Below are 24,209 nucleotides of genomic sequence, written 5' to 3'. Positions count from 1 at the left end.
GGTCACGTCCTCTCGACCATGCGCCCGAAGAAGCCCTGCGGACGGAAGAAGATGATGAGGAGGAAGACGGCGAAGATCGCGGCGTTCTGCAACTGCGTCGGCAGGATCAGCGTCGACATCTGCTGCACGAGGCCGATCGTCATGCCGCCCCAGAACGCGCCGATGATGCTGCCCATGCCGCCGAGCACGACGCCGGCATACATGACGATGACGTACTCAAGACCGACGAAGGGGTGGAACGGGTAGTTGGTGGCGAGCAGGCCGCCGGCGATCGCGGTGATGCCGCAGCCGAGCGCGAAGGCGGTGCGATGCGCGCGATCGACGTCGATGCCCATATAGGTCGCAGCCGTCGGATTGTCCGCGGCGGCGCGGAGCGACTTGCCGATCCGCGTGCGCGTGATCAGCAGCGAGAGCAGGATCATGATCGCCAGCGAGACGATCATATCGATGCTGCGAGCCTTGTTGAGGAAGATGCTCATGTCGAAGAAGGGCCCGAGCTCCCAGGCCGAGCTCGACAGCGGCGTGCGGATCGAGGCCAGCACGGAGCCGAACACGATGAGGCCGCCATTCTGCAGGATCAGCGCGATGCCGAGCGTGAGGATGAGCTGGGCGTAATGGCCTTCGCCTTCGAGCGAGGCGGTGCGCGTCCCCGACACGTGCGAGATCAGCGCCCGATGCACGAAATAGCCGAACAGTGCGAGCACCGGTCCGGCCAGCAGGATGGCGACGAACGGCCCTACGGCATTGCCGAACAGTGTCTGGATGCCGGCGGCCGTGAAGAGATAGAAGGCGGTGTACATTCCGAGCATCATGAAATCGCCATGCGCGAAGTTGATGACGCGCATGACGCCGAAGATCAGGCCGAGCCCGACGCACATCAGGCCGTAGACGGCGCCGATCAAAAGCCCCGCGGCGAGCGCTTGCAGGAATCCTTCCATCAGCCCCGCCTCCGCGCCGCTGACAATTCCAAGCTGGTCTCGAGATCGACCATGTTTCCCCCGTACTCTCCGGCACTTCTCATGATGCCGATCGTAAAGCCCGTTCCGTTGCGTTCAGGCGGCACTGCGCGGCGATGTCGCCTGCATTGCCGAGCTGCTCGCAATCGTCGATGAGTTGCTCGAGCCGATGCGCGCGGTCCTCACCGAGGACTCCCGCTGCCGAGCTGCGAAAGCGTGCGCGAATATCCGCAGGTGTCGCGGCAATGACGTCGGGCAGAGCGTGCCGGATGGTCCGGCCGTCGCGCAGCTGCACGGACACTTCCGCACCCTGCTTGCCGGGGAAGGCGGCGGTGAAGCCGGCGTCAGCCTTGAGCTCGGTCACCGAGATCAGGCGGATGACGTCGGCATCGTCGAGCTCGGCGTAATTGTCTTCCTCGATCTCGCCCCGCGCCAGCGTCGCCGCGACGCTGAAGGGAATGCTCATCTTGGCCTGAAGCGCATTGCGGTAGGGACCTATGGAGTCGCAGCCGGGGTAGCGAACGGCGGCATCCGGCGCGCGAATGACGACCCGGTCGATCTCCTCCGCGCTGGCGAGTTCGTGCGAAACGCGTAGCGCCGCTTGCGCGGCGGTCTGCGCGAAATTGCAGGCCGGCACCGGCTTGTTGTAGACGGCCATGATCTCGCACTCGCCATTGGGGAAGAGCGCGATGCTGTCCGGCGCGGCCTGGCGGCGATAAGCGGCGAACAGGCCGGCTTCACCCTCCAGTATGGTTTCCGAGCCGAAGGCGCCGGCTGCGGCCAGGCCAATTGCCTTGATCGCATTGCTGGCTGCAAAGCCCGGATGGAAATACATGTCGGAGCCACCGGCATGCGGCCACTCGTTGAGCCCGCTGGAGGTATTGGCCGCGATCGCGATCGCGCTGGTGGCCTGGTCCTCGGAAAGGCCGCGTGCAAAACTTCCCGCGAGCGCGGCGCCCAAGGGGGCCACGAGGCCGGTCGGGCGATAGAGGCGTGCGAGGTCCGAGGTCAGCAGCGCGCGGCCGATCCTTGCGCCGGTCTCATAGCCGATGATGGCGGCCGTCAGCAGTCTGGCGCCGTGCAGCGGCGCCTGTTCGGACAGCGCGAGAAGGGCCGGCCACATCACCACGCCGTGGTGCGCGATGCTGGCCGCATGCATGTCTTCGCGCACGAGACCGTGCCCCATCACCGCATTGGCGAAAGCTGCATCGGCCGGCGAGGAGAGTTGCGACGTCCCGATGATCGTTGCGCTGTCGCCGGCTTGCGCGATCGCAATCGCCTGGCGGCTCCAGGGATGATGGCCCGCCTCGAAGGCGCAGGACAGGAAGTCGAGCAGGCAGAGTTTTGCCTTGGCGATGATTTCCGGCCCGAAATCTCCGAGATCCCGCGCGAGCACGCTCCGCGCCATCTGGCGCGCGAGCGGCATCTTGCCTGATCTTGACGGGCCCGTCGTCATCGCCGGTCGTTCTCCCCTGGCTTGTGCGATCAGCCGCGCATCTCGACCCCGGCCCACTCTTCGAGCACCTTGGCGATCGAGGTGAAGTCGGATGAGGCGCCGTATTTGGCATTGGTGATCGCCAGCATCTGCCGCACCACCGCGCCGCAGACCATCGGCACGCCCATCGCCTCGGCCTCGTCCACGCAAAGACGGACGTCCTTGTAGGAAAGGCCGGTGGCGAAGCCGAAATCGAAGGTGCCGGGCAGCACCGCGCGGGGGAATTTGTCTTCGGAGGCGCTGTTGCGGCCGCTGCTGGCGTTGATGATGTCGATCAGCACTTTTGCGTTGACGCCGCCCTTGACGCCCATCGCGACGGCTTCCGAGGTGATGACGAGCGCGGCTGCTGCCATCAGATTGTTGGCGAGCTTGGCGGTCTGCGCCACGCCCGGCTTGTCGCCGGTGTAGAACAGCTTGCCGAAGTTCTTCAGGATCGGCTGCACGGTGTCGTAAGTCGCCTGCGGGCATGAGACCATCACTGCGAGCGTGCCGTTGACGGCGCCCTTGATGCCGCCGCTCACGGGCGCATCGACGAGCGTCATCCCCTTGGCCTTCAGGCCTTCGGCAACGAACTTCGCTGCGCCGGGCCCAGACGTCGAGAGATCGATGACGATCTTCGCACGGTTGCCGCTGCTGATGCCGTCCTGGCCGAGCGCAACGGCCTTGACGATGTCGGGCGTCGGCAGGCTGGCGAGCACGATGTCGGATCGTGAGGCGACGTCGGCCGGCGAACTGGCGAGCAGTGCGCCGCGCTTGACCAGCGGCTGAGTCGCCTCGGCCTGTGTGTCATAGACGACGAGCGAATAACCCGCGTCCATCAATCGTCCCGCCATCGGGCCGCCCATGCGGCCCGTGCCGATTACGCCGAGAATCTCTCCCGCCATCGTCTACTCCCTGTCGCGCGATCCCGTGACGGGCGCGCCTTCTTCATCTCGTTGGTCGAACGCGTTCGCCGGCCGGCCGTCTCGGCCGCCGTCGTCGTGGCAGCGGGGATCCCGCGCCAACGGGCCAGATTGTTATGATTGTCAGACAAGCTGTCAAGCATAACATTTAGGGTCGACAGTTTGCCGCGGATCGGCATAAGGTTCGGGAAAACGAGGAAGACGCTCCGCGTGCCGCAAGTCCCAATTCCGAGTGTGAGCAAGACGCTCGCCGATTTCGTCGCTGCTTCGTCCTGGGCGGAGGTGGAGGCGCAGAGCCTTGAGGCGCGTCGATCGATTCTCAATTTCTTCGCGACGGCGCTCGGCTCCGCGCGCGATCCCGTGGTCATCTCGGCGATGCGCACGCTATCGCCGTTCAGCGGGGCCGCGACATCGACGGTCATAGGTCACTCGCAGCCGATGGATGCGTTGTGTGCGTCATTTCTCAATGCCATCTCGGCCAATTTGCTCGACTTCGACGACACCCATCCCGAGACGATCATTCATCCCGCCGCGCCAGTTGCTGCGCCGATATTGGCGCTTTCGGAGATGCGCAAACTGTCGGGCCGGGAGGTGTTGACCGCATTCATTCTCGGCGTGGATGTGGAATGCCGCATCGGCAATTCAGTCTCGCCGCGCCACTACGCGCGCGGCTGGCACATCACCTCGACCTGTGGGATTTTTGGCGCGGCGGCGGCTTGCGCGAAACTACTGGGCTTGCCCGCGGAGGGGATTGCGAATGCAATCGGGCTCGCGGCGAGCCAGTCGGCGGGGAATGTCGAGAACCTGCCCAGTGCAGCCAAGAATGTCAGCGTCGGCAACGCGGCGCGGAACGGATTGTTTGCAGCACTGCTTGCGCAGCAGGGCTATGAAGCGGCGCCCCGCGCCATCGAAGGCCCGCTCGGCTGGGCGCGCACCATGGGAGACGAGCCCGATATTGCTTGCCTGCTCGATGGTCTCGGCAAGACCTGGGAGATCGCGAAGAACACCTACAAGCCTTATCCCGCCGGCATCGTCTTTCACGCGGTGATCGACGCCTGCCTCTCATTGCGCGAGCGCATCGGCGGGCGGGTCGACCAGATCGAGCTGGTGACGGTGCAAGGCTCGGCGCTGCTGCTTGCCCGCGGCGATCGCCCGGTCAACAACGAGCGCGATGCGCGCGTCAGCATCCATCATTGCGTGGCATGCGGATTATTGCTCGGCACGGCCGGGGTCGCCGAGTTCGCGCATGAGGCTGTGGTCCGGCCCGATATCGTGCAGCTGCGGCAGAAGGTGAGGGCGGAGCTGGACGGCGAGATGGGCGATGGCGCCGCGCGCGTGACGTTGCGACTGTCGTCCGGTGAGGTCCTCACCGAGACCGTGATCGCACCGCGTGGCAGTCTCGCCGCACCGCTCACAGATCGCGACATCGAGGCCAAGCTGCGCGATGGCGTGCGGACCGGTCGAAGCGATTGGGATGCGGACCGTGTCATCGACGCCATCTGGCGGCTCGACGCGGTGGATGACGTCGCCACTCTCCTGCAATCGCTGCGACCGGCATCGCGCTAATCAACTTCCAACCAAACTCTCTCAAGACCTGAAAGGGACGATCATGAGCAAGACCGAACTGTTCGAAAAGGGCCTCAAGGTTCGCAAGGAGGTGCTCGGCGAGGACTACGTCAACAAGTCGATTGCCGGCGCCGACGAGTTCACGCGCACCATGGCGGAATGGTCGACCGAATTCTGCTGGGGTGCGCTGTGGACGCGGCCCGGCGTCGACCGTCGCACGCGCTCGATCGTTAATCTGGCGATGCTCGGCGCGCTGAACCGGCCGCATGAGCTGAAGCTGCACGTCAAGGGCGCCCTGAAGAACGGGCTGACCAAGGAGGAGATCAAGGAGATCCTGCTCCAGGTCGCGGTCTATTGCGGCGTTCCCGCCGGCATCGACGCCTTCCGCAATGCGCGCGAGGCCTTCAATGAGGTCGACGCGGCCGGTTCCTGAGCTACTCCCATGGCTGACCCGGACTACGAGCTCTTCGCCATCCGCTACGCAACGCGAGATGCGCAGCGGAGCGAGCACTTCATCGGCGGCGACCCGCATGACGGGCCGATGCCGATGGACTATTTCATGTGGCTGGTGCGGGGAGGCGGGCGCAGCTTCGTCATCGACACCGGCTTCAACGCGGAAGTGGCCAGGCAGCGCAGGCGGAATTTCCTGCGCTGCCCGGTCGAGACGCTTGCCGCGTTCGATATCGACCCTGCCGACGTCGGGGATGTGATCCTCACGCATCTGCACTACGACCATGTCGGTAATTTCGACCGGTTTCCGAACGCGCGATTTCATCTGCAGGAGCGCGAGCTCGCCTACGCCACCGGGCGCTATATGCAATATCCGCGGCTATCGCATTCGTTCGAGGTCGAGGATGTCTGCGGGATCGTGCGGCTGAATTACGCACGCCGGGTGCTGTTCTACGACGGCGATGCCGAGATTGCGCCCGGGCTGACGGTGCATGCGGCCGGCGGCCATTCCGCCGGCCTTCAATTCGTCCGCGTCAACACACGCCGCGGCCATGTCGTGCTCGCCTCCGACGTCAGTCATTTCTACGAGAACATGACCAGCGAGCGTCCGTTCACGACGGCGTTTCATGTCGGCGACATGCTTGTCGGCTTCGACAAGCTGCGCGCCGCGGCACCTGATTCGGACCACATCGTTCCCGGTCATGATCCGCTCGTCATGAAGCTCTACCCGGCGCCAAGCCCGGAGCTGGATGGGATTGCGGTTCGCCTCGACGTGGCGCCGACCGCAACGCCGGCGTAACCGCGCGTAGTGGGTTCCAGGTCTGCCTCTGCACCGCGGCGGTTCGGAACCAAAGCCTTCGCCTTCGCATTCGCAATGGATCGCCGAATGCGCTTGATGGTGGAGGACGATGAGGGACAGCACGTCGGAAGTGGCCGAGGTCAGGGAGGCCGTTCATCTCTGCATCGACATGCAGAACATTTTCGCCCCCGGAGGTCTGTGGGCGACGCCGTGGATGGAGCGGGTCCTGCCGGCGATCGTCTCGATCGTCGCGCGCCACCAGGCCAGAACCGTCTTCACGCGCTTCATCACGCCGCAGGATCCGGAAGATCGTCCCGGCCAGTGGCAGAGCTATTTTCATCGCTGGAGCCAGGCAACGCGCAAGCATCTGCCGCCATCCGCGCTCGAGCTGGTGCCCGCGCTGAGCAAGTTTGTTCCGCCGGCTGCCATGATCGACAAGCCGGCCTATTCGGCGTTCAGCAATCCCGCCCTCGCGGGCCGGCTGATCGACAAGAATGTCGGCACGGTCGTGATCTCGGGCGCTGAGACGGATGTCTGCGTGCTCTCGACGGTCCTGAGCGCGGTCGATCTCGGCTTCAGGGTCGTCATCGTCGAGGACGCCTTGTGCAGCTCGTCCGACGTCGGGCATGACGCGCTCATGACGATGTATCGCACCCGCTTTCACGGCCAGGTTGACCTGGTGACGACGGAAGAACTGGCCGAGTTCTGGCGGGAGTAGGGGGCGATCCGCTCAATTGACGTTGTCGGCGAGCATGTTGCGGACGGCCGTGGCGACCGCCGAAATGCCGCTCGCATCGTGCATCAGCGCGATCTCGCCCTGCTGGGCGTGGCGAATGGCATGCGCCATGATGCGGAGGCGCGGGTCTCCGCTACTCCGCCACATCCGGTCGGCCATCCTGACCGCGCCCATGTGATGCCTGCTCATGGTCTCGACGAACACCGCGTCGAACCGGTCCGCCGGCGCGGCCTTGACCTGTCGCATCTCGGCCTGAGTCAGGAAGCCCGGCATGGCGGCACGCTCTTCGGTGCTGCAGTCGGGCATCTCCGTGTCGAACCAGCTCAGCCACCAGTTCTCGAAGATCCGGCTCTCGCCGGCCTGGCTCGCGACCATCAGCATCGCGAGCTTGCGCAGATGCGGGTCCTGGGCGCGCTCCACGGCGATCCGGGCCAGCTCGATGCCCTGGGCATGATGCGCCGTCATGTGACGGATATAGGTCTGGTCCGCATCCCTGTCGCGGCCTATCCACGGCGGCTCGTAGCCGTGGCTGCCGAATAGCGCGATCACGCCGAGCAGGGCCATCACAGCCAGCGCACCGGTGATCCAGGCATTGGTGAAACGGATATCGCGCTCCGCTGCAGCGCCGCGTTTCCAGCGCAACCGGGCGAACAGGGGATACATCAGGGCCGAGGTGCCATGAACGAGCAGGCCGATCCAATAGGGCTGCTGCAGCGTGAACAGCGGCTGCCAGAACGGAAACAGCGGCACCAGCACGAACCATTCCGTGGCCGACGAGAATGCGGCCCAGGGCAGCGCGAGCAGCAGGATGGTCGCCGGCCGCAAATCGGCGGTCCAGCGTCCGAGCACACCGAAGAACACCAGCGCCCAGGAAAAATCCGCCCATTGATGAAAGGCGATCCCGGTCAGGACCGCACTCCATGACGGCTCCGCGCTGATCGCCCAGTCGCGCGCGGGAATGGCGGCGACCGTCATCCAGTCGACCGCGGCATCGCGGCCGATCCGCGCGGCGAACAGTTGGCTGACGATGGTCGAGAAGGTGCTGCTGATCAGGCCGAGCTCGGCGGCGGCAATCCAGCGCGAACGTCGTCGTCTCCCCGTGACCCGCGACGAGCCTTTGTCAGTGCGCCGCGCTGCATTGGCGAGTGCTGGTCGCGGCTCTGCGTTCACGTCAGCTGCTTGAGCTTCTTCAGCGGGTTGAGCTCACTCGGCTTGTCCCGTTCGTCGCGGCCGCGCTCGGCCTCGGCCTTGCCGTCATCGTGCAGATCCTGGTCGCCGATGATCTCGCCGACGGCTTGCCTGGTCTTGCCGACGATGCGTTGCTGAAGTCCCTTTGTCTTGCCCATGGCTGTCTCCCAAGGTGACCTGCCTCCCAGACCCACGCCGCTAACCCCGGCGCCTGAAGGGGCGGTGAGCGCCGGGGTTGCGGTTTCGTGCTGTCTGCCTCCGGCAGGGGGGGACGTCGGAGGCGTTGATCAGACTCTCTGACGCGCGGATGGTTCCTCGCGGCCTTCAGCGCGGATCGAGCGCGATGATCACGCCTTCATTGCCCCGGAGCAGGATGGCGGCATCCGGCAGCGGCTCCGGCGGCCGGTCCAGATGCGTCGACATCAGCAGGCGGCCGCGGCCCAGCCAGTGCCATTTGCGCGGCTCGGCGGCGATGTTGAGCGCGACTAGAAATTCGTTGCGGCCGTCGGTCCGCTTGTAGGCGAGAACGTCGTTCTGCGCGCGCAGCGGCTCGTGTCCGCCGTGATGCAGGCCCGCATGCTCGCGCCGCAGCGTGATCAGCGCGCGAAACAGCGCCAGGATCGAATGCTCGTCGCGCCGCTGCCCGGCAACATTGGCCGCGCCGTCGGAAGGCTCCAGCGGCAGCCACGGACGGCCCGTGGTGAAGCCGCCGTCGGGGCTGTCGTCCCATCGCATCGGTGCGCGCTCGGGATCGCGGCAGAGGCCATATCCCGGCACCAGCCTCTCGAAAGGATCATGGACGCGGTCGGGTGGAATGGGCACGCGCTTGCGGCCGATCTCGTCGCCCATGAAGAGGAACGGCGTTCCCCGCAGCGTCATCAGCAGCATCGCCAGCACGCGCATTTGCGCTTCGCCGATCCTGCTGGCGACCCGCTGCTTGTCGTGGCCGCCGATCACCCAGACCGGCCAGGCATGCGCGGGCAGGGCGTTGAAATAGGCGTCGATCGCCGCTTGCAGCGACAGCGCGCTCCACGGCGTATCCAGCAGCGCGAAATTGAGCGGAAGATGCAGGCGCGGCTTGTCGTTGCCGTAGAAGTGGCCGACGCGATCGGTCTTGCCCTGGACTTCGCCGCAGAGCATGCGCCCCCGATAGCCGTCGATCACCTCGCGGATGAATTCGATGCAATCCATCGTCTCCGGCCGGTCGTCGGTGAAGACGGGCGTCTGGCGCTGCGGCGGCGGCTTGCTCCCGGCCGCCGGATTGGGCGGGTTGTCGCGCAGCAATTCGTCCTTGATCAGGACCGCGCTGGCATCGACGCGAAAGCCGTCGACGCCGCGGTCGAGCCAGAAACGCATCACGCCCGCGATCGCGCCGCGCACCTGCGGATTGCGCCAGTTGAGGTCGGGCTGCTCCACCAGGAAGGAATGATAATAGTATTGCCGCCGCGCCTCGCACCATTCCCAGCCGCTGCCGCCGAAGCGGCTACGCCAGTTGTTGGGCGGCCCGCCGTTCTCGGCCGCATCGGCCCAGATGTACCAGTCGGCCTTGGCGCTGGCGGGCGAGCTGGAGCTCTCGACGAACCATTCGTGATCATCGGCGGTGTGATTGGGAACGAGGTCGAGGATGAGTCGGATGCCTTGGGCGTGCAGAGCTTCGCGCAGCCGGTCGAAATCCTCGAGGCTGCCGAAGGCAGGATCGATCGCGCAATAGTCGGAGATGTCGTAGCCGAGGTCGCGGAACGGGCTTTTGTAGATCGGCGTCAGCCAGACTGCGTCGACGCCGAGCCATTTCAGGTAGTCGATGCGCGACAGCAAGCCGGCGAGATCGCCCTTGCCGTCGCCGTTGGAGTCCTGGAAGGAGATCGGTGCGATCTCGTAGATGACGGCGGATTCCCACCACGCAGCTTTATCACGGGACTCGACGCTCATCGCCTTGCTTCACCTCATTATCGGCGGGCGCTGCGATCTGCCTGGCCGCCGTTCTGACGCTCTCGATGCCCTTGGGGAAGCCGCTGCGGTTCGGATACAGCTTGCGCCGTGCCTCGCGCGGCGGCCGCCTCGGCCTGGTGTCCTGCGCGGCGCGGTAGTCGAGCATGGCGATGCCGCCGACCATCAAGAGCGCCAGCGCGATGTTGCCCTTCTTGGGATTGTCGGCTGTCAGCCCCGACAGCAGCGCGGCGGCATCGAGACCGTCGCCGCCGACGCGGGCCCACAGGCCGGCGTTCTTGTCGACCGACAGCGACATGATCCCGGCCAGGATCTCGCGCACGCCGAAGGCGCGGACCATGGTCTCATGGCCTTCCATGCCCAGCGTTTCCGTGACGCGTCTCGGCGCGAAGAATTCGACGACGCCAAGGCCGATGCTGAACCAGCCGAGCGCGCGGGCGAGCTGATCTTCAGGCCGCTTCAGGCTCGGCCCGCCCTCGACGATTTTCGGATCGCCCTTGGTGCGGACGATGTTGGAGAAATGAAACATGGCTTGCTCCTTCAGGGCCTCAGCACGACCTTGACGCAGGAATCGCGCTTGTCGCGAAACACCTGGTACATCTCCGGTCCTTGTTCGAGCGGGACGGTGTGGGTGATGACGAAGGAGGGATCGATCTCGCCCTCCTCGATGCGGCGGAGCAGGTCGTCGGTCCAGCGGTTGACGTGGGTCTGGCCGGTCCGCATCGTCAGGCCCTTGTTCATGAACGCGCCCATCGGCAGCATGTCGGACAGGCCGCTGTACACGCCCGGCACCGAGATGATGCCGCCGGGTCGGCAGACATAGATCATCTCGCGCAGCACGTGGGGCCGGTCGCTTTCCGCCATCACCATCTGCTTGGCGCGGTCGAGCAGCGTGTCGGGCAGGGAGGCCATCACATGCGATTCCATGCCGACGCAGTCGATGCACTTTTCCGGTCCCCTGCCGTCGGTGAGCTCGTTCAGCCGCTCCACCACGCTCTCGGTCTCGAAGTTGATGGTGGTGGCGCCGCCGGCCTCCGCCATGCTGAGCCGTTCGGGCAGGCAGTCGATCGCGATGACTTGATTGGCGCCGAGCAGGATGGCGCTGCGGATCGCCATCTGCCCCACGGGACCGCAGCCCCAGATCGCGACGGTATCGGTCGGCTCGATGTCGCATTGCACGGCGGCCTGCCAGCCGGTCGGGAAGATGTCGCTGAGGAACAGCAGCTGCTCGTCTGGAATGCCTGGCGGCACCTTGATGTGGGTGGCATCGGCATAGGGCACGCGGAGATATTCGGCCTGGCCGCCGGGATAGCCGCCGGTCAGATGGGTGTAGCCGAACAGGCCGGCCGTCGTGTGTCCGAACACCTTGTCGGCCAGATGGCGCTTGCGGTTGGTGGTCTCGCATACGGAAAAATTGCCGCGCTTGCACTGGTCGCATTCGCCGCAGATGATCGTGAAGGGCACGACGATGCGGTCGCCCTTCTTCAGCTTGCCGTCGACGCCGGAGCCGACCTCGACCACTTCGCCCATGGTCTCGTGGCCCATGATGTCACCGGGCAGCATGCCGGGAATGAAATTGTGGAAGAGGTGCAGGTCGGAGCCGCAGATCGCGCAGCTCGTGACCTTGATGATGGCATCGCGCGGGTCCTGGATCTCCGGGTCGGTGACGGTGTCGCAGCGGATGTCCTCCTTGCCGTGCCAAACCAGCGCCTTCATCCTTCCGTCCTCCCGACTGAACCAGTTGGCCATCTAAGTCGAGGGGTGAACGATGGTTGCTAACGCCGCGCGCAAATTCTTCGCACTGCACCGGCTGGCGCAAATCGCGACGCGGATAGGAACGAGGGCGCAGGGCAGTGATTGGGCGTGATCAACCTCAAGCGAGGACACGCTCATGCCTGCCAATCAACTCGCAATCGTCACCGGCGCTTCCACCGGTATCGGCCTGGAACTCGCAAGGTGCTGCGCCCAGGCGGGATTCAACCTCGTCATCGCGGCTGACGAGCCGATGATCGAGCGGGTGGCGGTCGATCTGCGCAGGCTCGGCGTCAGCGTGGAGGCCGTTGAAGCCGATCTCGCCACCACCGAGGGCGTCGACAAGCTCTGCGCCGCGGTCGGCGACCGGCCGATCGATGCGCTCTTGGCCAATGCCGGAATCGGCCTCGGTAGGGCGTTCCTCGATCAGGACTTCGCCAGGATCAAGCATCTCGTCGACACCAACATCACCGGCACGCTCTATCTGATCCATCGCTTCGGTAACGAGATGCTGCGGCGCAAGTCCGGACGCATCCTGATCACGGGCTCGATCGCCGGCTTCACGCCCGGCAGTTTCCAGGCGGCCTATAACGCCAGCAAGGCGTTCCTGGACTCATTCTCGTTCGCGCTGCGCGAGGAATTGCGTGACAGCGGCGTCACCGTCACCTGCCTGATGCCGGGCGCCACCGAGACCGAGTTTTTCCGCCGTGCCGACATGATGGACACCAAGGTCGGCACCGAGCAGAAGGACGGCGCCTACGACGTCGCCAAGGCCGGCTTCGATGCGATGTTGCGCGGCGAGTCCGATGTCGTCACCGGCCTGAAGAACAAGATCCAGAGCACGGTCGCCAACGTCACGCCGAACGAGATGCTGGCCCGGCAGCATCGCAAGATGGCCGAGCCGGGCACGGCGAAGTCGTAGGGCGATGTCGCCGCAATTTCCGCGGCGCTGCGCGGCTGAACAAGCGGGCCGACAAAAGGAGGAAAGCCGATTCACATAGCCTAATGCGCGGCGGCCCCGAAGCGGTCAGATTGTGTGGGCTGGAACGGGGCTGAGATAGCGATGGATCGCATCGAACAGGCTTTTGTCGCGACCGCAATCACGGGTTTTCTCGTAATGTTGGCGGCATTTGCCTGGATGATGATGAGCTGACGCGGAAAGGCTTGCCGTCTTGCGCGTCGCGCTACCTTACGCCGCCGTTGTCTTGTGCCTGGCGGTGACCGCCTGGCTCGCCTTCGCGCATCTGTTCTGATCGTCTGCGAACCTGTAAATCAGCGGTCGCGCCCGCCGGCGGGGTGCGGCGGGTGCGGCGTTCCTGCTCGAGCTCGTCGCGTAGTCGCAGCGCACTCACGAGATGGTCACTGCTGCGCAGCAGCGCCATGGCCTCGCGAACCAGCTCGTGCGAATGGCTGAGCAGTTGCTTGTCGATGTTGGTATCGGGTGCGTAGATCATCGAACGTCACTCTCGTTTGCGAGAGGCGGTGGTGATGCTGCATCGCATCATCCCGGTTGACCACCGACGAGGCTTGCAAGGTTGTCCGCCATGGCCGTGATGTCGATCGGCTTCTCCCAGAGCGGCACGTCCTGGAATTCCGCCCCGATGCTGATCCTGTCATAGCCCGTCGTGAACACGAAGGGAACATGGCGCGCCCTGAGCTCCCGGGCGATCGGAAAGATCGGCGCGGCGCGGATGTTCACGTCGAGCACCGCGGCATCGAGAACGCCGCCATCGTGCAGCATCTCGACCGCATCCTCGATGTGGCCGACCGGACCCGCGATTTCCGCGCCCAGCGTGCGCAGCGCGTTGCCGATGTCGTCGGCGAGAAAATATTCGTCCTCAACCACGAGGATACGGCGACCCATCAGCGGCGCGCGTTGACGTGACGGTATGGGCGACACGGACATGATCCCTCCGGCGTTCCCTCCTCGATATTTGGAACATAAGGCCGGAGGGCGCCTTGGTGCAAACGATACAACCGAAGGCGGGTTCCATGAGCAACCGCGATATCATCGTCATCGGGGGCTCGGCCGGAGCGACCGCGCCACTGAAGCAGATCCTGGGTCATCTTCCCGCGGATTTGCCGGCTGCCGTCTTCGTCGTTCTGCACATTCCGGCGCAGGGCATCGGCATACTCTCGACGGTCGCCAGCAGTGCCGGGCCGCTTCCGGTGCGTCAGGCCGAGAACGGCATGAAAATCGAGCCCGGCCACGTCTATCTGGGGGCGCCGGACCATCATCTGCTGTTGGCGGAGGATCGCATCTTCCTCGGGCGCGGACCGCGCGAGAACATGGTCCGCCCCGCGATCGACGCCCTGTTCCGCTCGGCGGCTCTCCATCACGGGCCTCGCGTGATCGGCGTGCTCCTCAGCGGCCTGTTGTCCGACGGGGCGGCGGGCCTCAACGCCATCAAACGCTGCGGCGGAATGGCGGTGGTCCAGGACCCCGCGGACGCCATTTCCGACGAAATGCCCAGGCGCGCGATGGAGGCAACCACCATCGATCTCTGCGTGCCCGGCGCCGGTATGGGCGACGTCCTGTCCGATCTCGTCAGGGAGAAGGCCGGAGCGGTTTTGCCGATTCCGCCCGAGATCAGGCTTGAGGTCGAGATCGCAGCCGGCGACCGGATCGGCAGCGATAATCTCTCTGCGATGGCCGACCCCGTTGCCCTGACTTGCCCGGCCTGCGGCGGCGTCATGTCTGAGATCAAGGAAGCGCGTCCGCTGCGTTTCCGCTGCCAGGTCGGCCACGCCTATACGGCCGATGCGCTCGCGAGGGAGCAGGAGGGGCGGGTGGACGAGGCCCTGCGTGTCGCACTACGCATCATCGAGGAGCGCGCGGAACTGGTGCACCGTATGGCCTCCGATGGCCGCCGCAGCGGCCGGCTTGCGGTCGCCGAGATGTACGAGGCGCGCGCGGCCGAGTACCGCGAATATGCCGACATGATTCGCCGCGTCGTGCTACAGTCGCTCGAGCCTGCTGTAGGCAAACGGGAGACATGAAGTCTCACCATGACCATCCCCCTGACCGAACGCACTGCGCAGCTCGATGCCGAGCAGCGCCTTCTGGTAAAGGCCGATAAGGACATCGAGGAGGGCTGGCAGCGCATCCGCGATCAGGAAGATCGCGTGCGGGAGCTGATGGCCGACGGTCACGATACACGCCAGGCGGAGCGGCTCGTCGGCCTGCTCAAGCAGACCCTGATCGAATGGGAGCGCCACCGCGTGCTGATCGTGCAACGCGTCAATTATCTCCGGCAGCAGGTCGAGACGGGGTAGCCGGAAGGCGGCTGGAAGCCGGCCTTCTGAACTCTGCGCCGAGCTCGAACAAACAATCGAGCTGCCGCTCTGCGCGGCGGCGATAGCGGCCGTTCTCGTCGAGGAGCCGGCGGGCCGTCGCAACAGCGTCCTCGGCGCGCCTGATCAGGACCGCGAGTTCCGGCGAGAGTTCCTGGGAGATCGGTATCGCGCGGTCCTGCGCTACCGACGGAGTATGGGCTTTCCGGCCCGGGCTGGCAACGCTGGGGCCGGGAATCGGAAAAGCATCGGGACATTTTGGCCTTTGATCTGTTGGGGTAATATCGATTTCTGCTATTTGCATGGGCCGGGCGCCCTTTGGTCCCGGCAAGCGAAAGAGAGCTACCAGAGCCATGAATGAAGTCGGCGGCCAGCCGGTCGATGGAGAGCGCCAGATCAAAGCCCCGCTGATTATCGGCGTCGGCGCTTCCCCTGGTGCACTGGACAGCATTGAGCGCTTCTTCGCCAAGCTGACCGTCGGGGCGGATCAGGCCATCGTGCTGGCGCTTCAGCATCACGAGGCCTTCGACGGGCCGCGGCTGCACGAGGCCGTGCGAAATTCCAACGGCGGCAAGATCGCCGAGATTGTCGACGGCCATGCGGTCGAGGGCGGCACCATTTATCTCTGCCCGCCGGCGATGATCACCACCATTCAGGGCGACCGGTTCGCAATCCGCAAGGCTGAGCAGGCCCCGGGCGAGCGCGCCACGATCGACAGCTTCCTGGTGTCGCTCGCGGAGGAACGCGCCGAACAATCCATCGGCGTTCTGCTCGCCGGCACCGGCGGCGACGGCACGCTCGGCACCGCAACGCTGAAGGATCATGGTGGTCTGGCCATCGCCGAAAGGGTCGCGAGCCAGAAAGAAGCCGAGCATCTGATCGACGGCAACACGCCCGCGTCCATCGCCGACTACGTGCTGCCGCCGGAGGAGATCCCAGAGCACATCCAGGTCTACGCCCGCCATCTCAGGCGCCTGGAGGAGAAGCAAGGCTTCGACGAGGTTCTGGCCGCGGCCGCGACCTCGCTGTCACGCATCGCCGACATCCTGCGCACCAAGACCGGTAACGATTTCCACGGCTACAAGCAGAATACATTCCTGCGCCGCGTGCAGCGGCGCATGCAGGTGGTCCAGATCGACGAGATTGCCGCCTATGTCGATTTTCTGCGCAACGACAAGGACGAGGCGCAGAACCTCTTCAACGACCTCCTGATCGGCGTCACCGAATTCTTCCGCGACAAGCGCGAATTCGAGGTGCTGGAAAGCCAGATCGTCCCGAAGATATTCGACGGCAAGAGCGCGGGCCAGCAGGTGCGGGTCTGGGTGCTCGGCTGCGCCACCGGGGAAGAGGCCTATTCGATCGGCATCCTCCTCCGCGAGCACATGGCGCGAATGGATTCCGCGCCGCAAGTGCAGATCTTCGCCACCGACATCGACGGACGTGCGCTGGCGGCCGCTCGCGTCGGCCGCTATCGCACCAATATCGAGGCCGACATGACCAGCGAGCGTCTGGCGCGCTGGTTCGTGCGCGAGGGCGATACTTACTGCGTGGTCAAGGAGCTGCGCGAAATGTGCATCTTCTCGCAGCACAACGTCATCAAGGACGCGCCGTTCTCCAAGCTCGACCTGGTCTCCTGCCGCAATCTGCTGATCTATCTTAATGCCGAACTGCAGAACCGGGTGATCCCGCTGTTCCACTTCGCGCTGCTGCCCGAGCGCTATCTCTTCCTCGGCAATTCCGAGAATGTGACGCGGCATCCCAAGTTGTTCGTTCCCATCGATCGCCGCGCCCGCATCTTCAGGAAGCTGGAGACCGGAACGCGGCTGCCGCCGGAATTTCCGATCACGACGTCGGCGGGGAGGGTGCCGGTCGAATTGCAGCCTGTGCGCTCATTCGGCCCCGATGTCGGCCTGGAACGCCGCGCCCAGCGCATCGCGGAGCGCTATGCGCCGGCCTATGTCATCACCGACGACAATTTCCAGATCCTGCACTTCTCCGGCCGTACCGGCCGCTACATCGAGCCGACGGCAGGCGCGGCCACGCTCGACCTGCTTCAGCTCGTGCACCGCGATCTCCGGCTTGAATTGCGCTCCGCGCTCAGCCGTGCGGCGGAAGCCAGCGAGCCGGCTCACGCCGAGCAGGTGCAACTCGGGGTCAACGGCCACCGAGTCCTCGTCGACATCACCGTCGAGCCGATCCAGGACGGCGCCGGCGGCCATCGCAACTTCGTGGTGCTGTTCAAGGACGGTCCGGTCCGCACTATCAAGGCCGACCAGGGCAATCCCGGCGCCTTGGTGCGCACCGAGCACGTCGAGCGCCTCGAAAGCGAGTTGCGCGCCACGCGCGAGCGCCTCCAGGCAACCATCGAGGAGCTGGAGAGCACCAACGAAGAGCTGAAATCCTCCAACGAGGAATATCAGTCCCTCAACGAAGAGCTGCAGTCGGCCAACGAGGAGCTCGAGACCTCGCGCGAGGAGTTGCAGTCGGTCAACGAGGAACTGACCACGGTCAACGGCGAGCTGGCCCATCGCGTCCAGGAATTGACGCGAGCCACCAGCGATCTCAAGAACTTCCTTGAAAGCACCCAGATCGCCACCGTCTTCCTCGACAACGATCTGCGCGTAATGAACTTCACCCCGGCGATTACCCAGATCCTGCATCTGGTCGAAACCGATACCGGCCGCCCCATTGCTCACATCAAGGCCCGCGTTCCCATCGAAGAGCTCTATGAGGACGTCCGCCGCGTGCTGCGCACACTCGCGAGCGTCGAGCGCGAGTTGAGCGCGCCCGACAGCGGCACACGCTATATCGTGCGCATCCTGCCTTACCGCAGCATCGACAATTTCATCGCCGGGGTCGTCATCACCTTCATCGACGTCACCGCGATCACCCGGGCCGAGGAGAGGCAGCGCCTGCTGCTGGCCGAGCTCCAGCATCGGGTCCGCAACACGCTCAGCGTGGTGCGGTCGATCGCCCGCCGCTCGGCGGAATCGAGCAAAACCGTCGAGGAATACGCCGCCCATCTCGACGGACGGCTGAACGCGTTTGCCCGCACCCAGGCCCTGGTGACACGCGATCCGGAGGGCGGTGTCGACCTCGAATATCTCGTGGTCGAGGAGCTCATGGCCTACAACGCCAGGGAAGGCGAGCAGATGCGGGTCTCCGGCCCCAGGGTGCGTTTCCAGCCCAAAGCCGCGGAAACATTTGCGCTCGCGATCCACGAGCTTGCGACCAACGCGCTGAAATACGGCGCCTTGAGCCAGCCGAGCGGGCGTATTGAAATCGGCTGGCGCATCGACGAAAGCACGGAGCCCGCGGAGCTGGTGTTCGAATGGCGCGAGCGCAGCGGGCCACAGGTCAAGCCGCCGCCGCGAAAGGGCTTTGGCACGGAGCTTCTGGAGCGCACGCTGGCGTTCGAGTTCAAGGGGCAGACCTCCCTGGCATTCGCCCCCCCGGGGCTGCAATGCACGATCGCTATTCCGCTGAGCAAGCGCACGTTCCACACACCGGCGATGGCTGACTGATGTCCTTGTCGACCTCCGATCGCAGCCTGGTGGAGCTGGTCATTCGCCGGCTGAACGTGATGCGGCCGTTGTCGTCGGAGGCCCGTGCGTCGCTTGAATATGCGTTGCTCGAAGGTCTCGAGCGCGCCGGGGCGAGTGAGGACTTGATCTCGGAGGGCGATCCCGTCGACAGCGTCCGTGTGGTGCTATCAGGCTGGCTCTGCCGCTACAAGACGCTCGAGGACGGCCGGCGCCAGATCGTCAATTTCATCTTTCCGGGCGAGAGCTGTGACGCGCACGCGTTCTTGCTCCCCGTGATGGACCATTCCATCGCGACAATGACCCCGGTGGTCTACGCCGAGATCAAGCGCGCGCGTTTCGAAAGTCTGACGATGAGCGATCGCTCGCTCGCCGAGGCGTTCTGGTGCGAGACCCTCGTCAACAACGCCATCCAGCGCGAATGGGCCATTAACCTTGGTCGCCGCACCGCCCTGGAGCGCGTGGCGCATCTGTTCTGCGAGATATTCGAACGGCTTCGTCCCGTCGGGATGCTCGACGGCAATTCCTGCGTCATGCCGGTCACGCAGATGGACCTCGCCGACGCCACCGGGTTGTCGGTGGTGCATCTTAACCGGACGGTGCAGGAGCTGCGTGCGACCGGTCTGATCGTGCTGCGCGACCGCACGCTGACCATCAACGATCTCGACGCGCTCAAGGACGCGGCGTTGTTCTCGCCGAACTACCTGCAGCTCTATCGGCGCGATTGATCAGGCCGGGACAGCTGGCTTAATCGAGATCTTCGGTGCGTCCGGGATTGGCCGGCTCGCCCCCCCGAAGCGCCGTGCATTCGGCTCGCTTGCGATACTCCTCCGCCATTTCCAGCAGCGCAGTCCGCGTTGCGGGGGAGGAGCTAAGAGCGGCTTGGCTCTCGCAGGTTTTCTGCAGTCGGCGATAGTCGTCCATTTGCACCAATCCAAGCCGGTCACTCGATGCTCCCAGATTAGCAAATTTTGTCACCGACTAATTTAACCTAGGTTATGCCGCGACCATGGGTGCGCCTGGCCTGCAACCGCTGTGGTTCTGGAACGTTCTAGAACCATCGCTATGCGCGATGACCTCAATCGGTAAGAACGCAACGGAGCGCTCCGACCCAGTGATCAGGGAGAACGCCCATGTTGACGCGGCGTCGAGTGAAGCAAACGGATCTGTTGGAGATGCGTCTGACCGCCGAAGCGGAGCGGCTGCGCGAAGAAGCCAAGTCGCTTCCGCCCGGAGCGGCGCGCGACGAGATGCTGCGCAAGGCGCGCCAGGCGGAGACCGGGTCCCAGATGAGCGAGTGGCTGCGCTCGCCGGGCTTGCAGCCGCCGGTTTGACGCCGGCTTGGCCTGACGTGTGAACCGAGCGAAGCGTGCAGCAGTTCAGGCGGCACGCGCCGGGAACGGGTTAGATGTCGGCGCGTACCGATGCGCTGATGTCGTGGGCAGAAACCGGAAAAATGAGCGCCACGTCCATCGTCCCCGTTGTGTCCGGTTGTCACCCGGCGGTGCCTTCCGTCAACGCCGCTTCGCGGTTTTGGTTCGCCGGTTGTAGGGCGAGCGGTTGGCCGGCCTCAGCGAAATCCCTTCGCGCTGCGCCTTGCTGCGAATGGCCGCGATCGGGCGCTGCAGCTTGATGCTCATCACGCCAGTGGGCGTGTTTCCCTTCGCGAGCTGCTTCAGCTTGCTCACATCCGCAGGCGTCCAGGGTTGGCGCGCACGGCGCTTGTACGCGGGATTGGCCTTGCGCGGTCCCTTGCGGCCGATCGGTGAGCCCGGCCGTTTCCATGCTGTCTTCGCCATGATGTTTCTCCTTCAAGTCGTTCTTGAACATGCGAATCAGCATTTCGGTTCCGGCGCAGTCGATTATCGTGACGAACGGCACGCGAGCACGAGGGACGATGCCGTGCAGCCGTCCTCGCGCAAAATCGCGCAGCTTTAACTTTTTGAAATGCCGGAACCCGCCGTTGCGACGGAAGCTACAAATGTTGCCGGTCTGGGTCGCCCCAACCGGCAAGCCAGTTGAATGACAAGAGAACCTCGACCCCGGCGTCCGATCGCCCGCCGGGGCCGATTTCCGTCCAACCGAAATCACCGTGAAGAACAATGACCGCCAAACGCAACCGCAGGAAACAGACCCGATCGCTCCAGGAGCGATTGGCCGCATTTGCCGAAAACGCCCGCGAACGCGCGCACAGCCTGCCGCCTGGCAGGGAGCGCGAGATGCTGCTGCGGCGCGCCAAGCAGAACGAAGTGACCTCGAACCTGACGGACTGGCTGAGCGCACCGGTCTGCACGAGACGAGGAGAGTGACGATGCGCAGCTTCAAGCACTACCGCGCGTTCCAGATCGATCCGGACGGGCATGTGTTCGGATGCATCAATCTCGTCTGCGATAATGACGAGCAGGCCAAGCGCGAGGCCGCCTCGCTCGTGCTGGCCCATCGCATCGAGCTGTGGCGACTGGACCATCGTATCGCGAAATTCGATACGCCGCAGGACGTGGCGCGCCAGTAGCGGCAAGGAACCGGTTGCTGCCCCCCGGGTTGGTCGGATGATACCGACTTCGCCGGGAGCCAGCATGACGGATGCCGAAATTCGCAAGGGGATGCCGCCCGTCAAGCTGTCGCGCGAGGAGTTCGAACGGCGCTACAAGCGTCAGTTCATCGATCCCGCCTTTGCCCCGCTGCAGCGCGAGTTCGATGCCGTCGTCGGTGCCGCCTGGGACGCCTATAGCCATTCGCGCAAGGCGCCGTTGACGCGGAAGGCGGGCGCGGGTTTCTCCGACCCCGACTACGACATTGCTATCGACTGGCTCGACGCGCGCGCGAAGATCCTGGCGGCGCAGCGCCGGCATGACGATGCGCAGGAGACGCCGCGCATTCTCATCATTAATGGCTCGGCCCGGAGCGAGCACACCTGTCCCGGCGAGATGTCCAAGACCTGGCGTCTGGTCAAGTTGGCCGAACCTGTTTTCGTCGAGATGGGGTTTGCTGTCGACATTCTCGATCTGCCGCGCCTCGCCTCGGAATTCGGCAAGAATATTCATCCCTGCAAATCCTGCGTCGGCACGGCCATGCCGCTCTGTCACTGGCCGTGCAGCTGCTATCCGAACTATTCGCTGGGGCAGACCGGCGACTGGATGAACGAGATCTATCCGCTATGGGTCGCGGCCCACGGCATCCTGATCGTGACGCCGGTGAATTGGTACCACGTGCCGTCCGGGCTGAAGGCGATGATGGACCGCATGGTCTGCGCCGACGGCGGTAATCCCGATCCCACCTCGACGCATGGCAAGAAGGCCGATGAGGCCAAGGCGATGGAGCTGAAGGGCTGGCCCTATCCGCGCCATCTCGCCGGCCGTCATTTCGGCGTGGTCGTTCATGGCGACGCCGTCGGTGCCGAGGGCGTGCGCCGCGCTTTGTCGGACTGGCTGACCGACATGCAGCTGATCTCGGCGGGGCGCTTTGCCGAGCTCGACGGCTATGTCGGCTACATGGAGCCATATGCCACCTCGCATCGCGAGCTCGACGACGACGGGGAATTCCAGCAGGAGGTCCGGAACGCGGCGCGCGCGCTCGGCAATGCCGTCCGCCTAGCGCGGAGTGGGCAGCTGCAGGAGCCTGGCGCCGGTCTTGCGGATCCGAATCCCAAATGACCGGCGCGCGGTTCGATTGCCTGGTCGTCGGCGGCGGCCCTGCCGGGCTGATGGCCGCGATCTATCTGGCACGCTTCCGCCGCAGCGTTTGCGTCGTCGACCTTGGCGCCAGCCGGGCCGCGCTGATCCCGCGCAGCCACAACATTCCCGGCTTCGTCCACGGACTATCAGGCGCGGACCTGATCGCACGCATGTCGGCGCAGTCAGGCGAGCTCGCTGTCGAGCGCGTGGAAGCCGAGGTTGCCGCCTTGCAGCGGCGCGACGACGGCTTTCAGGCGATCTGGAACGGCGGCGCGCTCGAGGCCACCACCGTCATCCTCGCCAGCGGCATCGTCGACAGCCATCCGCCATTCGAGCAATGGCGCGCCGCGGTCGCGGACGGGCTGCTGCGCTATTGTCCCGTCTGCGACGCTTTCGAGGCGACCGGCCGCCGCATCGGCGTCGTCGGCCCGCTTGGCCGGGCCGCCGGCAAGGCACTGTTCCTGCGCGGCTACTCGCGCGAGGTGACGCTGCTCGCGACCGGACAGAACGACGAGGAGAGCGTGACATCGGAGCTGGTCGAGGCCGGCGTCGACATCGTGTTCGCGCCCGACCTGCGCTTGCGGCGGAGGGTGGGGGGCCTCGAGGCCGTTTTCGCCGATGGCCGGACGATGCAATTCGACACGGTCTATCCGGCGATGGGGGCCGAGGTGCGTTCGCAGCTCGCGGTCTCGCTGGGCGCCGATCATACCGGGGAGGGCTATCTCAAGGTCGACGACCATCAGCGCACCTCGGTTGACGGCCTTTACGGCATCGGCGACGTCGTCACCGACCTGCACCAGATCTCGGTCGCATTCGGCCACGCCGCGGTTGCCGCCTGCACGATCCACCACAGCCTGCCGCGGCGCCTGGCATGAGGAGCGCGCCACCAGACATCGAAGACGTCGCGGCCGGATCTTCGACGAAGACCTCTGTTTACGCAGCGCTGCTCGGCAATGTCCTCGTCGCGGTCACCAAGATCGGCGCCGCTGCGTGGACGGGAAGCTCGGCGATGACGAGCGAGGCCGTGCATTCGCTCGTCGACACCACCAACGAGATCCTGCTGCTCTACGGCTACCGGCGCGCGAGCCGTCCGCCCGACGAATGCCATCCGCTCGGCTATGGGCGCGAGCTGTATTTCTGGAGCTTCATCGTTGCATTGCTCATCTTCGCGCTGGGCGCCGGTGTCTCGCTGTATCAGGGCATTCTGCACGTCGCCGCACCCGAGCCGATCGAAGATCCCATGGTCAGCTTCGTGGTGCTCGGCCTGTCGTTTCTGTTCGAAGGCGGCTCCTGGCTGGTCGCCCTGCGGCACTTCAGCGCCGATGGCCGGCGCTTCGGATACTACCAGGCGTTCGTTCGCAGCAAGGATCCGCCGGCATTCATGGTGCTGCTCGAGGACAGCGCGGCGCTGGTCGGCATCGCCATCGCTGCCGCGGCCACAGCGGCTGCCGTATGGCTGGAGCAACCGGTCTGGGACGGCATCGGCTCGATCCTGATCGGCATATTGCTGGCGATCACGTCCGTCGGCCTCGCGCGCGAGAGCAAGAGCCTGCTGATCGGCGAGCCTGCCGATCCGGAGCTGGCGCGGTCCGTTCTGGATATCGCACGGCGCTCGCCCGGCGTGCTCAGGGCCAACGGCCTTCTGACGGTACAGCTGTCGCCGGCTGAGATCGTCGCCGCCCTGAGCGTCGAGTTTGCGGATGACAAGCGCGCGGACGACATCGAGCAATGTGTCATTGCGATCGAGGCGGAGACTCGCAAGCGGCATCCGGGCGTGAAGGCGCTGTTCATCAAGCCGCAGACCAATGTCCGCTACCGCGCGCTGCGCGAGAGGCGCTTCGGCTAGCGCTGCATCGGACGGTTCCGCGGACGTCACAATCGGCCGGAACCAGGAACGAAGGGCGTTGC

General features: G+C 65.1%; 27 protein-coding genes. 15 read left to right on the top strand and 12 right to left on the bottom strand.

Annotation, left to right across the window (positions count from 1 at the left end; translation table 11 throughout):
- Window positions 1–2: 2 nt before the first annotated feature.
- From GGD65_RS05040 to GGD65_RS05030, 3 genes are all read right to left on the bottom strand, one after another.
- A complete protein-coding gene (locus tag GGD65_RS05040; RefSeq protein ID WP_183234548.1) occupies window positions 3–938 on the bottom strand; it encodes a branched-chain amino acid ABC transporter permease in 936 nt (311 codons plus the stop codon).
- 79 nt (window positions 939–1,017) lie between these two features.
- Entirely contained in the window at window positions 1,018–2,412 is a 1,395-nt protein-coding gene (locus tag GGD65_RS05035; RefSeq protein WP_183234547.1) for an MmgE/PrpD family protein, read from the bottom strand.
- 29 nt (window positions 2,413–2,441) lie between these two features.
- The gene (locus GGD65_RS05030; protein ID WP_183234546.1) at window positions 2,442–3,335 is read right to left on the bottom strand and encodes an NAD(P)-dependent oxidoreductase; all 894 of its coding nucleotides are present in this window, start codon (window positions 3,333–3,335) and stop codon (window positions 2,442–2,444) included.
- 228 nt (window positions 3,336–3,563) lie between these two features.
- Between GGD65_RS05030 and GGD65_RS05025 the strand changes: the two genes are divergently transcribed.
- The 4 genes from GGD65_RS05025 to GGD65_RS05010 all read left to right on the top strand — a co-directional run bounded on the left by GGD65_RS05025 (window position 3,564) and on the right by GGD65_RS05010 (window position 6,886).
- Window positions 3,564–4,919 (top strand): MmgE/PrpD family protein, encoded by a 1,356-nt coding sequence (locus tag GGD65_RS05025; RefSeq protein WP_183234545.1) that lies wholly within the window; start codon window positions 3,564–3,566, stop codon window positions 4,917–4,919.
- Between the two features lie 43 nt (window positions 4,920–4,962).
- Window positions 4,963–5,352: a carboxymuconolactone decarboxylase family protein gene (locus GGD65_RS05020; RefSeq protein ID WP_008557256.1), complete on the top strand. Its 390-nt coding sequence runs from the start codon at window positions 4,963–4,965 to the stop codon at window positions 5,350–5,352.
- A gap of 9 nt (window positions 5,353–5,361) precedes the next feature.
- Entirely contained in the window at window positions 5,362–6,168 is an 807-nt protein-coding gene (locus GGD65_RS05015) for an N-acyl homoserine lactonase family protein (protein WP_183234544.1), read from the top strand.
- 109 nt (window positions 6,169–6,277) lie between these two features.
- On the top strand, window positions 6,278–6,886 hold the full coding sequence (locus GGD65_RS05010; protein ID WP_183234543.1) for a cysteine hydrolase family protein: 609 nt from the start codon (window positions 6,278–6,280) through the stop codon (window positions 6,884–6,886).
- 12 nt (window positions 6,887–6,898) lie between these two features.
- Here the strand turns inward: GGD65_RS05010 and GGD65_RS05005 are convergent, their stop codons facing one another.
- The 5 genes from GGD65_RS05005 to GGD65_RS04985 form a co-directional block, all read right to left on the bottom strand.
- Window positions 6,899–8,074 (bottom strand): DUF305 domain-containing protein, encoded by a 1,176-nt coding sequence (locus GGD65_RS05005; protein ID WP_183234542.1) that lies wholly within the window; start codon window positions 8,072–8,074, stop codon window positions 6,899–6,901.
- Complete coding sequence (locus GGD65_RS05000; protein ID WP_018320614.1) at window positions 8,071–8,250, bottom strand: hypothetical protein; 180 nt, start codon at window positions 8,248–8,250, stop codon at window positions 8,071–8,073. The genes GGD65_RS05005 and GGD65_RS05000 overlap by 4 nt, the downstream gene beginning before the upstream one ends.
- A 166-nt stretch (window positions 8,251–8,416) precedes the next feature.
- Complete coding sequence (locus GGD65_RS04995; protein WP_183234541.1) at window positions 8,417–10,021, bottom strand: alpha-amylase family glycosyl hydrolase; 1,605 nt, start codon at window positions 10,019–10,021, stop codon at window positions 8,417–8,419.
- Window positions 10,002–10,568, bottom strand: a complete 567-nt coding sequence (locus tag GGD65_RS04990; RefSeq protein WP_018320612.1) for a hypothetical protein — start codon at window positions 10,566–10,568, stop codon at window positions 10,002–10,004. The genes GGD65_RS04995 and GGD65_RS04990 overlap by 20 nt, the downstream gene beginning before the upstream one ends.
- Before the next feature lie 11 nt (window positions 10,569–10,579).
- A complete protein-coding gene (locus tag GGD65_RS04985) occupies window positions 10,580–11,755 on the bottom strand; it encodes a zinc-dependent alcohol dehydrogenase (RefSeq protein WP_183234540.1) in 1,176 nt (391 codons plus the stop codon).
- Window positions 11,756–11,930: 175 nt separating this feature from the next.
- On the opposite strand from GGD65_RS04985, the gene GGD65_RS04980 reads away from it, so the two are divergent.
- Window positions 11,931–12,713: an SDR family oxidoreductase gene (locus GGD65_RS04980; RefSeq protein ID WP_183234539.1), complete on the top strand. Its 783-nt coding sequence runs from the start codon at window positions 11,931–11,933 to the stop codon at window positions 12,711–12,713.
- A gap of 262 nt (window positions 12,714–12,975) precedes the next feature.
- On the opposite strand, the gene GGD65_RS04975 is transcribed toward GGD65_RS04980, so the two are convergent.
- Both GGD65_RS04975 and GGD65_RS04970 read right to left on the bottom strand, forming a co-directional pair.
- The gene (locus GGD65_RS04975) at window positions 12,976–13,245 is read right to left on the bottom strand and encodes a hypothetical protein (protein WP_183234538.1); all 270 of its coding nucleotides are present in this window, start codon (window positions 13,243–13,245) and stop codon (window positions 12,976–12,978) included.
- A gap of 47 nt (window positions 13,246–13,292) precedes the next feature.
- Window positions 13,293–13,697, bottom strand: a complete 405-nt coding sequence (locus GGD65_RS04970) for a response regulator (RefSeq protein ID WP_183234537.1) — start codon at window positions 13,695–13,697, stop codon at window positions 13,293–13,295.
- An 86-nt stretch (window positions 13,698–13,783) separates the two neighbouring features.
- Here GGD65_RS04970 and GGD65_RS04965 point away from each other — a divergent pair, with 86 nt between their 5' ends.
- The 4 genes from GGD65_RS04965 to GGD65_RS04950 all read left to right on the top strand — a co-directional run bounded on the left by GGD65_RS04965 (window position 13,784) and on the right by GGD65_RS04950 (window position 19,355).
- Window positions 13,784–14,791 carry a chemotaxis protein CheB gene (locus GGD65_RS04965; protein WP_183234536.1) on the top strand — a complete coding sequence of 336 codons (1,008 nt, stop codon included), beginning with the start codon at window positions 13,784–13,786 and terminating at the stop codon, window positions 14,789–14,791.
- A gap of 9 nt (window positions 14,792–14,800) precedes the next feature.
- Window positions 14,801–15,067, top strand: a complete 267-nt coding sequence (locus GGD65_RS04960) for a hypothetical protein (RefSeq protein ID WP_183234535.1) — start codon at window positions 14,801–14,803, stop codon at window positions 15,065–15,067.
- Between the two features lie 371 nt (window positions 15,068–15,438).
- Window positions 15,439–18,609, top strand: a complete 3,171-nt coding sequence (locus GGD65_RS04955; protein ID WP_183234534.1) for a CheR family methyltransferase — start codon at window positions 15,439–15,441, stop codon at window positions 18,607–18,609.
- Complete coding sequence (locus tag GGD65_RS04950; protein ID WP_183234533.1) at window positions 18,609–19,355, top strand: Crp/Fnr family transcriptional regulator; 747 nt, start codon at window positions 18,609–18,611, stop codon at window positions 19,353–19,355. The genes GGD65_RS04955 and GGD65_RS04950 overlap by 1 nt, the downstream gene beginning before the upstream one ends.
- A gap of 19 nt (window positions 19,356–19,374) precedes the next feature.
- Here GGD65_RS04950 and GGD65_RS04945 read toward each other — a convergent pair whose 3' ends face one another.
- Window positions 19,375–19,551: a hypothetical protein gene (locus GGD65_RS04945; RefSeq protein ID WP_183234532.1), complete on the bottom strand. Its 177-nt coding sequence runs from the start codon at window positions 19,549–19,551 to the stop codon at window positions 19,375–19,377.
- 209 nt (window positions 19,552–19,760) lie between these two features.
- On the opposite strand from GGD65_RS04945, the gene GGD65_RS04940 reads away from it, so the two are divergent.
- Entirely contained in the window at window positions 19,761–19,961 is a 201-nt protein-coding gene (locus tag GGD65_RS04940; RefSeq protein ID WP_018320604.1) for a hypothetical protein, read from the top strand.
- A gap of 180 nt (window positions 19,962–20,141) precedes the next feature.
- Here GGD65_RS04940 and GGD65_RS04935 read toward each other — a convergent pair whose 3' ends face one another.
- Window positions 20,142–20,426, bottom strand: coding sequence for a hypothetical protein (locus tag GGD65_RS04935; RefSeq protein WP_183234531.1), 285 nt, complete (start codon window positions 20,424–20,426; stop codon window positions 20,142–20,144).
- A gap of 303 nt (window positions 20,427–20,729) precedes the next feature.
- Here GGD65_RS04935 and GGD65_RS04930 point away from each other — a divergent pair, with 303 nt between their 5' ends.
- The 5 genes from GGD65_RS04930 (at window position 20,730) to GGD65_RS04910 (ending at window position 24,147) form a co-directional block, all read left to right on the top strand.
- Window positions 20,730–20,936, top strand: coding sequence for a hypothetical protein (locus tag GGD65_RS04930; protein WP_183234530.1), 207 nt, complete (start codon window positions 20,730–20,732; stop codon window positions 20,934–20,936).
- 2 nt (window positions 20,937–20,938) lie between these two features.
- On the top strand, window positions 20,939–21,139 hold the full coding sequence (locus tag GGD65_RS04925; protein ID WP_183234529.1) for a hypothetical protein: 201 nt from the start codon (window positions 20,939–20,941) through the stop codon (window positions 21,137–21,139).
- Between the two features lie 64 nt (window positions 21,140–21,203).
- The gene (locus GGD65_RS04920) at window positions 21,204–22,280 is read left to right on the top strand and encodes a flavodoxin family protein (RefSeq protein WP_183234528.1); all 1,077 of its coding nucleotides are present in this window, start codon (window positions 21,204–21,206) and stop codon (window positions 22,278–22,280) included.
- Window positions 22,277–23,176: an NAD(P)/FAD-dependent oxidoreductase gene (locus tag GGD65_RS04915; protein ID WP_183234527.1), complete on the top strand. Its 900-nt coding sequence runs from the start codon at window positions 22,277–22,279 to the stop codon at window positions 23,174–23,176. Before GGD65_RS04920 ends, GGD65_RS04915 begins: the two co-directional genes overlap by 4 nt.
- Window positions 23,173–24,147: a cation diffusion facilitator family transporter gene (locus GGD65_RS04910; protein ID WP_183234526.1), complete on the top strand. Its 975-nt coding sequence runs from the start codon at window positions 23,173–23,175 to the stop codon at window positions 24,145–24,147. Before GGD65_RS04915 ends, GGD65_RS04910 begins: the two co-directional genes overlap by 4 nt.
- The last annotated feature ends 62 nt before the right edge of the window (window positions 24,148–24,209 follow it).

Origin of the sequence: Bradyrhizobium sp. CIR18 (assembly GCF_014198295.1) — a bacterium.
In the GTDB taxonomy this organism is placed as follows: Bacteria; Pseudomonadota; Alphaproteobacteria; order Rhizobiales; family Xanthobacteraceae; genus Bradyrhizobium.
Note: the sequence above shows the minus strand (reverse complement) of the source record. Positions and strands in the feature narration are given on the sequence as shown.